This is a genomic window from Apibacter sp. B2966, assembly GCF_011082485.1.
GTDB lineage: Bacteria > Bacteroidota > Bacteroidia > Flavobacteriales > Weeksellaceae > Apibacter.
On the sequence record NZ_CP049714.1, the window covers coordinates 613,790 to 628,150 of the forward strand.

Here is a 14,361-nt window from a genome sequence, read left to right on the forward strand (position 1 = left end):
AAATTTATGCTATCTCATTTATCAATTCGTAATTATGCGTTGATAGATATCCTGGATATTGACTTTCCTTCCGGTATGATAACTGTTACAGGCGAAACCGGTGCCGGTAAATCCATAATTCTGGGAGCATTAAAATTAGTTTTAGGCGAGCGGGCAGATTACAAATCTTTGAAAAATGCTGATGAAAAATGCTTTGTTGAAGCGGAATTCACTCTTGATCGCGAACTATTTTCTGACTTTTTTATTCAAAATGAATTGGATTTCGATCCTATTACTATTATTAGAAGAGAAATTTTACCTTCAGGTAAATCTAGAGCTTTCATTAATGATACTCCGGTTACCCTATCTGTATTACATTCGCTAACTGAAAAACTTATTGATATTCATTCTCAATTTGATACTTCGGATCTGATGAATGAAAAATATCAATTACATATATTGGATACTTATTCCGGTGCAACTTTAGATTTGAAAGAGTATCAAAATGTTTATCAAAAATACGTATTTGAAAATTCGAGGCTTACCTCGTTAAAGGATAAATTACTTTTAGGTAATGAAGAAGTTGATTATAAAAACTATTTATTAGAAGAGTTAAATACGGCTCAATTAGATTCCATCAATTTTGTTGAAATGGAAAATGAACTGAATTTACTGAAAAATTCAGAATATTTAGCTCAAATCTTAACTGAAGTTAAACAAATCTTAGATAATGATGAGATAGGGATTTTAAATCAATTACGTGAAGTATCTTCGCGCATGGATAAAGGCTCGCAGTATTCAACGGATTTAATGAAATTATCTGAAAGAATCAGCAGCATTAAGTTGGAATTACAAGATATATCGGCAGAATCCGAGTTTTTCCTTGAAAGATTAGACTTCAATCCGCTGCGTTATGAAGATCTTACTCAAAAAGTTGATTTAATTTATTCTTTATATGCGAAGCATAAAGTAACCACTATAGAGGAATTAAAACAAATTAGAGATTCTTTATCTAAAGATACCTCTGATTTGATGAATTTGGAAAATCAAATCCAAGCCTGTCAAGATACTATAAAAACACTTTCTTTAGAACTTACTAAATGGTCTCAGGATCTTCATACTAAAAGAAAGACACATGTTCCTGAATTAGAAAACAAAATACTCACTATTCTTTCACATTTAGGAATGGAAAAATCTAAAATTGAAATTTCCATACAAAAAACAGATCAATTTACTGCAAACGGTACAGATATCGTCAATATTTTATTTTCCGCTAATGCCGGCATGTCCTTACAGCCTATAGCTAAAGCCATATCGGGAGGTGAACGATCACGCGTAATGTTAGCAATAAAAAAAATTATGTCTGAGAAAGAAGCATTACCTACTTTAATTCTTGATGAAATTGATACAGGGGTTTCAGGACGTATTGCTAATGAAATGGGAAAATTAATGCAGCAAATGGCTTCAACCATGCAATTAATTGCCATTACTCATTTGCCTCAAGTCGCAGCAAAAGGAAACAGTCAATTTAAGGTCGAAAAAACGGAAAAATCGGGGGAAACACAAACTCAAATACGTTTACTGAATCATGAGGAAAGGATTGAGGAAATTGCTCAGTTAATAAGCGGTTCTGATATTACGGAAAACGCAAGAAAACAAGCTATTGAATTATTGAAATAATTTCAAGTTTTTTTAGTCACATTTTGAATTAATCCTTACTTACTAAAAATATAGTCTGATTCCCTTTTTATTCAAAAGTTTAAAATATACACTATTTTAAGTATAATCATTTATACTTCTTTATTTTTCAAATTTCATTTCTTTATATTGGTTAAGTACTAATAATTATTGAAATCTAAATTATTCATCTATTTATTTTTTAGCAAATATTGATTCATAATTATATTAAATTTGATTTTAAATTAATATATTTACAATGATTACAATATATAATTTATAAAAACTATAATCAAATTAAAAAAGATGAAAACATTAATTATTAATGGTCACCCCAATTTAAATCAATCGATAATTCATAAAAGATGGTCAGAAGAATTAAAAAAATATCCGAAAGATTTTACAGTTCATAATCTTTGCTATGAATATCCGGATTATAAAATCGATGTTCAAAAAGAACAAAAGTTAATTGAAAACCATGAAAACTTAATTTTACAATATCCAATATATTGGTTTAATGTACCCGGTTTAATAAAACGTTGGATCGATGAGGTATTTACTTATGGCTGGGCCTATGGATCTAAAGGGGATAAATTAAAAGATAAAAAAATAGCATTAGCATTGTCTGCCGGTATAAGTGAAGACGATCTTAAAGATAATAAAAATCTGAATTTGGAAGATTTAATTTTGCCTATTAAACTCACGGCAGCCTATGTTAGTTCGAATTTTAGGGGATATTATATGTTATATAATTCTTATTATGCAGCTGATAATGGTACTTTGGATAAAAGCATAGACGAATATATATCCTTTATAAAAGGCTTATAAAATTCATCGCATAAAAAAATCTTTCCGAAAAGAAAGATTTTTATGATATAATGTATTTTGTTTTTATTTAAAAATTGAGTCCAAATTTATTCCGCCGTAATTTCCGGAGCTCATCATTAAAAAAATACTGTTATTTTTATCGATTTCTTTTAAATAGTTTTCTAATATAACAGGATCTGTAAAGACTTGTAAATTATTTTTTTCGAAAGAATTTATAATCAGTTCTTTTGAAATTGGTTCCATTCTTTTGATTTTTAAAGCATCTTCACTATAAAAAACAAGTGCTTCATCAGCTTTGTCTAATGTGTTTTTGTATTGTTTTAAAAATTCAGGGTTTAGTGAACTGTATGTATGGAGTTCTAAACAAGCTACCAATCGTTTATTGGAAAAATTTTCTTTAACCGCTTTGACCGTTGCCATTACTTTAGAAGGTGCATGTGCAAAATCTTTATATACTATGTATTCATTTGTATCGTATATTTTTTCCAATCTTCGTGAAGCACCTTTAAATGATAGTATTGCTTCATAAAACGCTTCATTTTGTATACCTATTTGATTACAAACCAATCGTGCACCTTCTAAATTCAAAAGATTATGTCTACCAAATAACGACAATTGTAATTCTCCATCAGAAGTTTGAAGATATACTTTTTCATCTTTAATTACATAATTGGGTGTATGATAAGGAAACTTTTTCAGATAGTTACTAGATTGTTCTGCTACCTCTACAACTTCTTTATCTTCTTCATTATAAATTAAAGCACCTCCTTGACTTATCGTATTTACAAAATTTAGGAAGGGTTGCTTATAAGACTCAAAAGTTGGAAATACATTGATATGATCCCAGGCGATCCCACTGAGTAAAGCTATATTAGGTTGATACAAAAGAAATTTTGAACGTAAATCGATCGGTGAAGATAAATATTCATCCCCTTCTAAAATCATAAATTCATTAGTATCTGTGAGCTTCACCATGGTATCAAATCCTTCCAACTGAGCACCAACCATATAATCAACATCTACCTGATGATAATTAAGTACATGAAGAACCATGGAGGTTATCGTGGTTTTACCGTGAGAACCTGCGATAACTACTCGGGTTTTATTTTTAGATTGTTCGTATAGAAATTCAGGATATGAATAAATTTTTAAATTTAATTCTTTTGCTTTTTGAAGTTCGGGATTATCTGAATGTGCATGCATTCCCAAAATTACTGCATCTATATCCGGAGTAATCTTGTCGGGAAACCACCCCAATGAATTGGGTGCTATACCTTGTTTTTTTAATCTTGAGAGGGAGGGTTCAAAAATTGCATCATCAGAACCTGTAATAGTGTAGCCTTTTTGAGCCAAGGCCAAAGCCAAATTATGCATGGCACTTCCACCTATCGCTATAAAATGTATTTTCATTTACCGATATTTTTCAGAACAAAGATACTTTTTTAAACTAAAAAAGACAGCTAAATACTACTGCCTTTTTTTATCTCTGTAATAAATTATAGTTCAAAAAATGATCGGGTCTTTTCTTCTTCCCTTTCTGCTTCCAGTTCCTCTACCGATTTGACTTTTAAAAAACTTGGATCTTGTTCTATAGCTATCATGATTTTAGCTAAAATTTCATTTGAATCTTCGTTCTCATAATCGATGTCTAAAGGAGCTTTAAATGTCATTTTGGGTTCAACCCCCCTTTTTTTAACAAGTAAGCCTTTACGATCAAAAGCTCTTCTGAATCCATCGATTACAACAGGTATTACAATGGGTTTATTTTTTTTGATAATTTTTGCCGCTCCTCTTCGACCGGGTGACCAAGGAGTTACCGTACCTTGAGGAAAGGTAACTACCCATCCGCTATCCAAGGCTTGCAAAATATTATCTATTTCATTCATATCTACTTTTCGATTGACATCTTTTCCTGCATCTCTCCAAGTTCTTTTAACAGTAATTGCTCCTGCTAAAGAAAATAATTTGGCTAATAATCCCTTATTCATGGTTTCTTTTGCCGCCACATAATATAAATCTACTTTCGGATCTAAAAGATAAACAGGATTTTTAATGGTGTCAATATATCCGTGCTTTACGGCACAAAATACATGATACATGGCAAATACATCCGCAAAATAGGTTTGATGATTGGATACGAACAATACATTGGTATCGGGAAGCTTTAACAGGTTTTCAGTTCCTTTAAGCTTTAATTTATTAAATCCGTTGAATCTATTATACGATATAACCCCAAAGGTGAATATAAGAAATCTTTTTAAGATAAACCAATGGCCAAACGCATCTCTAAATATTCTATTCTTCTTCTTTCCTTTTTCCATTTTTACACCAAGGTTTTAAAATTGTAAATTTATTACTTTTAAATTTATAATTAATTCAATCCGTATTATTAGTACATTAATGATTACACAAAATTATAATTTATATATAGAATTCTTGTTAATTAAATATTAATTAAAACGAAAGTATTTTTAATTAACCCTGTATTTATCTCTATTTTTATTAAAAAAAGAAATATCCTACAATTAAATCATTTAAATACAAATTCTATTCCAAGATAAAATAAAAATTTAAATTTAGTTTCCTATTTATATTTTAATAAATTTATTAGTTACTTCTTTTTAAAAATATAAAATAATTAATTTAATAAACTATAATTAGGTCTAATCCCTATCCACTGATATAAGGAATCGCTCAACTGATTTCTCATCACTTGATCCATGTTTGCGATTCTTGCTGAAGCATGGTTTGCTCCGGGAAGTTCTAATTTAATGGAATTAGTTTTTAAAGAAGGGATAACTTTGGTAGCGCTCCATGTGTCTAATTCCCCATAAATATATATGAAATTAGTACCCTGAGTATCTAACCATTTTTCTAATTTTTTGGTGAGTTTCGGACTATACGTGATTTTTCCTGCTTCTTTAGGAGGAAATGTTGCTAAAGGATTTTCAGTAAAATAGTTTAAATAATTTTTAAATGGTGAAATATCATATCCGTAATATCCCATTTCTAAGGCTGCTTGATAATAATGTGGCGCATATTGCTTAATTTCCTGATCACTAAAAAAACTTATATCAACGGCTTTTATAAGATAATCCACTCCCTTCGCAACCTCGTTTGATTGAGGAATGGAATCACAAGAATATCCCCATTGCCAAAATGAAAAAGGATATTCCAATACTGTATATTCAAAAGCTTTGCCTAGGGATCCCAAATAATTAAAGGTAAGACCTTTTATATCAGAATAGGCTTGTACATATTTTAAGGCTTCCTTTTCATTTTTTAGCATAAACAGTTGAAAATCTTTAATTTTCTTTCTGCAAGTTTCCGATCCCACCGAGTTTAAAAAACTATATATTCGCGAATCTTCCAAAGAATAATTTATCGGAGCCACATATGGAACGGAGACATCTACATCTTCAGGAAAAAAATATCGATAATATATAGTTGTCTGTCCTCCTTTGCTTATACCTGTACTGATCCATTTTTTACCGTATATTTTTTTAAAAATAGTATTTATATGGTGTATATCATGAGCTGCATTATAAAGAGTCAAATATTTCCAGTTAAATATTGACAAATCGGGTATTGAAGTTCCAAAATATCGATGTTCAATATTTAAATCGTTAGAATTTAAGATTTGCTGCAATTCATTTTTAACATCATACATCCCATACCCTTGCGTTTCCATGAGCATAGGCCGATCAAAGCCTGTATGAGTCAAAATGACTTGTTGATTAAAATAACCGGTATGGCTATTCGACCAATCTAAAGGTTGTTTAATTTGTAACTTATATTGTAAAGGTCCTCCTTTATAAGTTTCAATCCTTTCATAGGTTATATCTTGTTGCTTCGAAAGAAATTCTTCCAGTTTTTTTCTGTCTGACTCTTGAGCTGATAAAATATGAAACGAAAATAATAGAGTAAAGACAAAGAGTATTCTTTTCATATTAAAATATTATATGCTTTATTTTATGGATTTATTCTTAGTATAAAAACGTTTTTGGTTCATAAAAAAACCGCTATAAGCGGTTGTATAGATTTTTATAATTCAAATGCTTTATTTATGTTATTATTCATCAATAGTTCCAATGGATTTTCAAGTGCTTCTTTCACAGCCACTAAAAAGCTAACCGATTCTTTACCATCGATAATTCTATGATCATAAGAAAGGGCAACATACATCATGGGAGCAATAACAATTTGTTTATTTTTTGCGATGGGCCGCTCAATTATGTTGTGCATTCCAAGAATTGCACTTTGTGGTGGATTGATGATCGGGGTAGATAACATAGAACCAAAAACTCCTCCATTGGTAATGGTAAATGTTCCTCCGGTCATTTCATCCACGGTAATTCTTCCGTCTCTCACTTTTTCCGCAAGGGTCTTTATATTTTGCTCTACTCCTCTAAATGTCATGGTTTCCGCATTTCTAAGGACAGGAACCATTAATCCTTTAGGTCCGGACACAGCTATGCTTATGTCTTGAAAATCATAGGTTATTTTATTCTCTCCGTCAATCATAGAGTTAACATCAGGAAACAGTTGCAATGCTCTTACAACAGCAAGGGTAAAAAAAGACATAAATCCTAAATTCACATTGTGTTTATTTTTAAATACCTCTTTATATTCATTCCTTATACGATAAATTTCACTCATGTCCACTTCATTAAAAGTAGTTAACATGGCGGTTTGATTTTTAACGGTTACCAATCTTTCGGCTACTTTTCTTCTAAGTGCCGATAATTTAACTGATTGGTACGTTCTGACTCCATTTCCTGTAGAATTACCAAGAGATGGAACTGCTTGTAAGGCATCATTTTTTGTTATTCTTCCATTTTTACCGGTTCCTTGAATATCTTCGGGAGAAATATTTTTTTCTTTAACTATTTTTCTGGCTGCCGGTGAACAAGTTCCTTTTACATATGAATTGGCGGGTCTTTCTTTAGAATTTTCCGTAGTTTGAATAGGAACAGTTGTTTCTGTTTCGTTGGTTACTATTTCTTTTTTATCATGAATTGGATTTACAGCATCCGTGTCAATTAAACATATAATATGTCCTACCTGAACTGTATCTCCCTCTTGAGCTTTCAAAGATATTTTGCCGGAAGCTTCTGCCGGAAGGTCTAAAGTGGCTTTATCGCTGTCTATTTCCGCTATAGCCTGATCTTTTACAACATAATCTCCCTCTTTAACCAACCAGGTTGAAATTTCTACTTCTGTTATTGATTCCCCGGGAGAGGGAACTTTCATTTCAAGTATCATAAGTTCAAATATTTTATTTTTTAATGGTTTATTTTATATTTTCAAACACAGAATTGATTAATTTTTTTTGTATTTTATCGTATCGTTTGTGTGAACCCGGTGAAGGAGAACCGCTTTCGGCTGTATAAATTCCTTCAATATTGAATTTTCTAAATTCTTTGAGTATGTACCACCAAGCTCCCATATTTTCGGGTTCTTCTTGTGCCCAAATTAACTCTTTTTGAAAGGAATATTTTTGTAATATTTGTTGGATTTTATCCCAATGTAAAGGATAGAGTTGTTCAATACGTACCAATGCCACTCGATCCTCTTTTAGTTCTTCTCTTTTCTTATCCAATTCATAGAATAATTTTCCTGAACATAAAACGACACGAGTTATTTTTTCTATCTTAGTTGCTTTTGAATCATCGATAACCTCTTCAAAGGCTCCTTCTGCTAATTCTTCCAGGGTAGACACTACTTGAGGATGTCTTAGTAAACTTTTAGGAGAAAAAACAATCAACGGTTTCCTATAATCAGTTTTCAATTGTCGTCTTAAAGAATGGAATAAATTCGACGGAGTAGTTGCATTTATTACATACATATTTCCATTGGCACAAAGAGATAGGAATCGTTCGATCCTCGCCGAAGAATGTTCTGCTCCTTGTCCTTCAAAACCATGCGGAAGTAACATAACCAATCCGTTTTGCATTTTCCATTTATCTTCAGCAGCAGAAATATATTGATCAATTACAATTTGTGCTCCGTTGGCAAAATCTCCAAATTGGGCTTCCCAAATTGTAAGTGAGAAAGGAGAAGTCATGGCATATCCATATTCAAATCCTAAAACTCCATATTCTGACAGCAAAGAATTATAAACATAGAATTTAGCTTTGGTATTCAAGCTGTTTAATAAGATGATTTCTTCTTCGGTGTCTTCCGTTTTAATCACTGCATGACGGTGTGAAAAAGTTCCTCGTTCAACATCCTCTCCGGATAATCGGACATGATGTCCTTCCGTTAACAGCGAACCGTAAGCCAACAATTCTGCCATCCCCCAATCTATGGTTTGGGTAACATCAATCATATCCCGCCTTTGTTTCAATAAACGTTTGGTTTTATTAAAGAGGTTTTTTCCTTCCGGTATTTCCGTAATTTGATGGGCTATGGTACGCAAGTTTTCCAATGGAAAAGTTGTATCTATGGGTGTTAAAAGCTCGGCAGCTCCTACTCTTTCAAAATCTTTCCATTCTTGCTGCATGAATAATTCAACGGTCGCTTGTTCCATTTCTTTGGAATCTTCCAAATTTTTATCCAGTAACTTCCTGTATTCTTCATCATCGTCAGCCACCATTTTTTGCGTAATGATATCATCTTTCTCAAGTTTTGCTCGATATATTTCTCTGGGATTCGGATGATTTTCAATTATTTTATATAATTGAGGCTGTGTAAAACGAGGTTCATCGCCCTCATTATGTCCATATTTTCTATAACCTAAAAGGTCAATAAAAACATCTTTATTAAAGGTATTCCTGTAATCCGAAGCAAATCGTACTGCATGGATAACTGCTTCTGCATCATCTGCATTTACATGCAATACCGGACATAAAACCGTTTTAGCTATGTCTGTACAGTAGGTGCTGGAACGTGCGTCTAAATAGTTGGTAGTAAATCCTACCTGATTATTAATTACAATATGAATGGTTCCTCCGGTTTTATAGCCATCTAAGTTCATCATTTGAATTACTTCATATACGATTCCTTGAGCGGCAATGGCTGCATCTCCATGGATTAGTATAGGCATGACTTTACCGTAATCTTCTTGATATTCGTGATCTGTTTTTGCTCTCGCAATTCCTTCCACTATGGCATCAACGGTTTCCAAATGCGACGGATTGGGAGCTAAACTTATTTTAACGGTTTTACCTTTTTTAGTTTTATAATTATTACATGATCCTAAATGATATTTTACATCTCCTGAAAAAATAGTTTCTGAATAATCTTTACCCTCAAACTCATTAAATATTTGCGAGTACGATTTATTAAATATGTTGGCTAAAACATTCAATCTTCCTCTATGGGCCATTCCGATAACGATTTCTTCCACTCCCAGTTCTGAGGAATGGTTAATTATTTCATCTAATGCGGGAATTAAAGTTTCTCCTCCTTCTAATGAAAATCTTTTTTGTCCGACAAATTTTGTATGTAAAAAATTTTCAAAGGCAACGGCATGTGAAAGCTTTTTTAATATTCTTTTCTTTTCTTCTACATCTAAAAGGGGCTGATTAAAATTTTGCTTTATCCAATTTTGAATCCAACGGATTTCTTCGGGTTTTCTAATATATATGTATTCAATTCCTATGGAACTGCAATATTCTTTATTAAGTATATCTATTATTTCTTTTAAAGTATATTCTCCTTCTATTCCTATAATTTTACCGTTGACGGGTACAGATAAATCTGACTCGCTAAGTCCGAAATTTTCTATGCTTAAATCGGGGGTATAGGTTCTTCTTTGCCTGACCGGATTGGTTTTAGTAAATAAATGCCCTCTTGTTCGATACCCGTTTATTAAATTTATTATCTTAAATTCTCTTATGATATCTTCAGAAATTCCTTTTTCATTTGAATATTCCTTTTCACTATATTGATTATATTTAGAAGTTTCATTGTAGGATTTTCTGGCAAAATCAAATCCTTGAAAAAAACTTCTCCAGCTGGGTTCTATGCTATCGGGAAATTTCAAATATTTTTGATACAACTCATCTATGTATTCTGAATTGATTGCATTTAAAAATGAAAATTGGTCCATTTTATTTTTTGCTTTAACGGGTATATTTTATTTACTGTATAGGTTCAAATCTACTGATTTTGATAATATCTTCAAAGTAAATATTTTTTATATTATAAATTTATTGGTGGCAAGTGATCAATTATTTTTTGAAAATAAGATTCTTATTTTTAGTTTGTATGTGTGTTGATACATTAATATTCTATATAAATTCCTCATTAACTACCCTATTCATCCAAATTTTAGTTATTCGATAATTTTAACATTTCTAGAATTTATCTATATTTTAGAAATAACTTTAAACTATTTTAAGTATATTAATTTATAGGTTATATATTTAAGCTACTAAAACTTTAAGTGATTGAGGTAATAAGGAAACTGTTAGTTTTTTAGCATTGGTGGGTATAAATTCTCCATCAATTTGTAAATATTTTCCATCAAATTCAATTTCTAATTGATTGGATTTAAAAAATATTTTCTTCTTACTTCCGATATTAGTATTTAATAAATATCCCATACCGATTAAACCAAATGCTCCCCAGGAACATTCAGTTATCAAATTAACATCAAATTTACCGTCCTGCAAAGAAGCTTTTGGCGAAATGGAAAACCCGTATCCTAAGCAATTACTGTTAGAGATATTCAGCATCATGGCTTTTCCCTTGAAGTTTTTCGTTTCTGAATGCATATCAATCTGAATGGGCTTATATTTAAAAACACTTACGATAGCACTTTTAACATATCCTGCTAATTGTCTTTTCTTTTGATGAGCATATTCTTTCACAGTATGAGCATCAAAGCCTATACCTGCATTACTGAAGAAATATATATTATTAATCTTTCCACAATCAATTTTTTTACTAGTATGTTGGGAAGTTTTCAACGATTGTAATGCTTCTTCATAAGTAAGTGGAATATGTAAATGTCTGGCCAATCCATTTCCGGAACCTATCGGAACGATTGCTAAGGGGATTTCTTTATTAAGTAAGGCAGTAGCTACTTCATTAAGTGTTCCGTCACCACCACAACTTACAATAATGTCGGCTCCTTCTTTAATGGATTGCAATGCAAATTTATATCCATCATCTTTTTTTCTTGTTACTTTGATTTCTTTATCATAGTCTGCAAAAAGTTCTTCTATCCTATTTTTTACTTTCTTACCTAATCCTTTACCTGAAATAGGATTAACTATAAAATGAATTTTTTTGTCTTTCATTTTAATGGGTTATGAACTTAGTTGATACTATTTTTTAAATCTTTGATCATTTGTATGGGATCTTTCGCATTGAAAATGCTACTTCCGGCAACCAATACATCAGCTCCAACATCTGTTAGCTTTTTAGCATTTTCGAGACTGACTCCTCCGTCAACTTGTATTAATGCTTGTGAATTTTTTTGAATAATTAGATCCTTACAAGAGGCTATTTTTTTATATGAGTTTTCAATAAATTTTTGTCCTCCAAACCCGGGATTTACAGTCATCACTAACACTAAATCCAAATCTTGGATAGTATCATCCAATAAACTTATATTAGTATGCGGATTTAAAGCCACTCCGGCTTTCATACCTAAATTTTTAATTTCCTGAATAGTCCGGTGTAAATGGATACAGGCTTCATAATGAACCGTAATATAATCTATACCTAAATTTTTAAAAGTTTGAAAATATGGACTCGGATTTACAATCATTAAATGAGCATCTTTGTTTTTTTTAGCTTTTTTATTAACAGCTTCTAAAACCGGAAATCCAAAAGAAATATTAGGGACAAATACTCCATCCATGATATCTATATGAAACCAATCGGCTTCGCTCGAATTGATCATTTCTACATCCTTATCTAAATTTCCAAAGTTTGCCGAAAGGATGGAAGGTGCTAGTAGTGCCATTTTTTTTATACAAATTTATAAAAAACTATTTACTAATCGATATTGAAATTTAGCCGAAAATGAGTGTGACTTACTATCCATCACTTTACAGGAAGAATTTAGGCATTACATTTGTATAAAATTTCATTTATGAATTTATATATTAAAAATATGGTTTGTGATCGCTGTATTTTTGCGGTTGAGGAAATTTTAAAAGAAATTCATATTAAGCCGGTTACTGTTAGGCTTGGGATGGTTATTTTAAATGAGGAATTGAGCAAAGAAAAGGAGCATATTTTTAGTGATAAATTAGAAAAGCTGGGCTTCGAGCTTATAAGTGATTCTAATCAAAAAATAATTGAAAAGATTAAATCTCTGTTAATTTCACAGATTCGAGAACATACAGCACCATCGATAACTTATTCTGAATTTTTATCCCACAAATTAAACAAAGACTATTCTTATTTAAGCAAACTTTTTTCTTCTTCTGAAGGCATTACCATTGAACATTATATCATTCTTCAAAAAATTGAAACCGTAAAAGAATTATTGTCTTATGATGAATTGAATTTATCGGAAATCTCTTATAAACTGGGATACAGCAGTCTAGCTCACCTTTCTGCGCAATTTAAAAAAGTAACCGGACTAACACCCTCTCAATTTAAAGCTCAAAAAATAAAAACAAGAAAAAGTATAGATAAAATAATATAATATTTCCCATTTATTATTATATATTAATTTATTTATTTAAATATTATATTATTTTAGCATATAAATATAAAATGATTTACTAAAGTTTATGTTTATAAGATATTAAATTTATGATATTTATCTATTTTTATTCAATTTCATATAAAATTTTAGGCTTGAAATAAAATTTTTTATAATATACTTATTAATTTGGACTTTTACTATTATATTTATAGTTTTGTCGTCGTTAATTTAATTGCTTTTTAACAATGAACAGGAATAAGACCTTTGACTCTTTGAAATTTATATTAGTTTGTTTTGTAGTATATGCTCATACTACCGAAAACCTTTACAAAGATAGAGGAACAGCAGTTTTAGTTAGCTTTCTCTCTACTTTTACCATGCCTCTTTTTATATTTATATCCGGCTATTTTTCAAAAAACATTACGTGGGATAAATATATCAAATCATTTAAATCTTTAGGACTCACCTACTTAGCAGCACAGCTAACTTATTCCATCCCTTTCATAACTGTACAAGCAGTAACCCTTCCTGCGGATCAATTTAATATTGTTCAAAAAATTATTTCGATTTTCATTCTTCCTTATGGAGGGCTTTGGTATGTGGTTGGTTTATTAGTTTGGAGATTACTTGTTTACTATATTGCTAAGTTAAATTTAAAATTCCCATTAGTGTTTAGTCTTTCACTAATTATACCTTTACTGTTTGGCTTTATAGATATCCAATTAAATGCCTTCAGAGTAATTACCTTCTTTCCGTACTTTGTATTAGGTTATTATTGCAATGAACAAATGTTCAATAAGATCAGAAAAGTTAATCCTATTATACCCGTTGTTATTTTATTAGCCATATTTACCGGCTTATACTTTGCTAAAAACCTTTTTTATTTCGTGATGGCTACTTTTGGGGAAGGATCTTATAAAAGTACTTATCCGACTCTTTTACAGGGATTTTTATATAGAGCATCTTTCTATTTAATTAGTATGATAAGCATTACTTGCGTAATAAATTTAGCAACTGATCGATTTTATAAATTAGGTAAATATTCGTTGGGAATATTTTTGGTGCATCCTTGTGTTATTTTTATAATATCCGGTATCAGGATGTATTTACTTCCTCCTTTAGATATTACCTACCCGATTCTTTTTGATTTTCCACTAGCAATGGTTATAAGCTTTATAAGTTTATACTTATCGGAAATAAAACCGGTCCAATATTGGATGAGTCCAATTATGTTTTTTCAAAAAAAATAAAAAAATTGCCTG

The 14,361-nt window shown here is 30.8% G+C and carries 11 protein-coding genes; 4 read left to right on the forward strand and 7 right to left on the reverse strand.

Annotated features, from left to right (window positions below):
- Nucleotides 1-6: 6 nt before the first annotated feature.
- Together recN and G8C43_RS02615 are read left to right on the forward strand one after the other, a co-directional pair.
- A complete protein-coding gene (recN, locus tag G8C43_RS02610; RefSeq protein ID WP_166003945.1) occupies nt 7-1,659 on the forward strand; it encodes a DNA repair protein RecN in 1,653 nt (550 codons plus the stop codon).
- A gap of 303 nt (nt 1,660-1,962) precedes the next feature.
- On the forward strand, nt 1,963-2,484 hold the full coding sequence (locus G8C43_RS02615; RefSeq protein ID WP_160543119.1) for an NAD(P)H-dependent oxidoreductase: 522 nt from the start codon (nt 1,963-1,965) through the stop codon (nt 2,482-2,484).
- Between the two features lie 63 nt (nt 2,485-2,547).
- Here G8C43_RS02615 and G8C43_RS02620 read toward each other — a convergent pair whose 3' ends face one another.
- The 7 genes from G8C43_RS02620 to rpe form a co-directional block, all read right to left on the reverse strand.
- The gene (locus G8C43_RS02620) at nt 2,548-3,894 is read right to left on the reverse strand and encodes a UDP-N-acetylmuramate--L-alanine ligase (protein ID WP_166003949.1); all 1,347 of its coding nucleotides are present in this window, start codon (nt 3,892-3,894) and stop codon (nt 2,548-2,550) included.
- Between the two features lie 86 nt (nt 3,895-3,980).
- Nucleotides 3,981-4,805 (reverse strand): lysophospholipid acyltransferase family protein, encoded by an 825-nt coding sequence (locus tag G8C43_RS02625; protein ID WP_160543121.1) that lies wholly within the window; start codon nt 4,803-4,805, stop codon nt 3,981-3,983.
- 317 nt (nt 4,806-5,122) lie between these two features.
- Complete coding sequence (locus tag G8C43_RS02630; RefSeq protein WP_166003951.1) at nt 5,123-6,433, reverse strand: S28 family serine protease; 1,311 nt, start codon at nt 6,431-6,433, stop codon at nt 5,123-5,125.
- Nucleotides 6,434-6,528: 95 nt separating this feature from the next.
- Nucleotides 6,529-7,749: a 2-oxoglutarate dehydrogenase complex dihydrolipoyllysine-residue succinyltransferase gene (odhB, locus tag G8C43_RS02635; protein WP_166003953.1), complete on the reverse strand. Its 1,221-nt coding sequence runs from the start codon at nt 7,747-7,749 to the stop codon at nt 6,529-6,531.
- Nucleotides 7,750-7,777: 28 nt separating this feature from the next.
- Nucleotides 7,778-10,540 (reverse strand): 2-oxoglutarate dehydrogenase E1 component, encoded by a 2,763-nt coding sequence (locus G8C43_RS02640; RefSeq protein WP_166003955.1) that lies wholly within the window; start codon nt 10,538-10,540, stop codon nt 7,778-7,780.
- A 316-nt stretch (nt 10,541-10,856) separates the two neighbouring features.
- Nucleotides 10,857-11,735 (reverse strand): diacylglycerol/lipid kinase family protein, encoded by an 879-nt coding sequence (locus G8C43_RS02645; RefSeq protein ID WP_166003957.1) that lies wholly within the window; start codon nt 11,733-11,735, stop codon nt 10,857-10,859.
- Nucleotides 11,736-11,752: 17 nt separating this feature from the next.
- Nucleotides 11,753-12,406: a ribulose-phosphate 3-epimerase gene (gene rpe / locus G8C43_RS02650; RefSeq protein ID WP_166003959.1), complete on the reverse strand. Its 654-nt coding sequence runs from the start codon at nt 12,404-12,406 to the stop codon at nt 11,753-11,755.
- A 129-nt stretch (nt 12,407-12,535) separates the two neighbouring features.
- On the opposite strand from rpe, the gene G8C43_RS02655 reads away from it, so the two are divergent.
- Together G8C43_RS02655 and G8C43_RS02660 are read left to right on the forward strand one after the other, a co-directional pair.
- Complete coding sequence (locus G8C43_RS02655; protein WP_166003961.1) at nt 12,536-13,096, forward strand: helix-turn-helix domain-containing protein; 561 nt, start codon at nt 12,536-12,538, stop codon at nt 13,094-13,096.
- Nucleotides 13,097-13,344: 248 nt separating this feature from the next.
- Nucleotides 13,345-14,349 (forward strand): acyltransferase family protein, encoded by a 1,005-nt coding sequence (locus tag G8C43_RS02660; protein ID WP_166003963.1) that lies wholly within the window; start codon nt 13,345-13,347, stop codon nt 14,347-14,349.
- Nucleotides 14,350-14,361 lie beyond the last annotated feature (12 nt).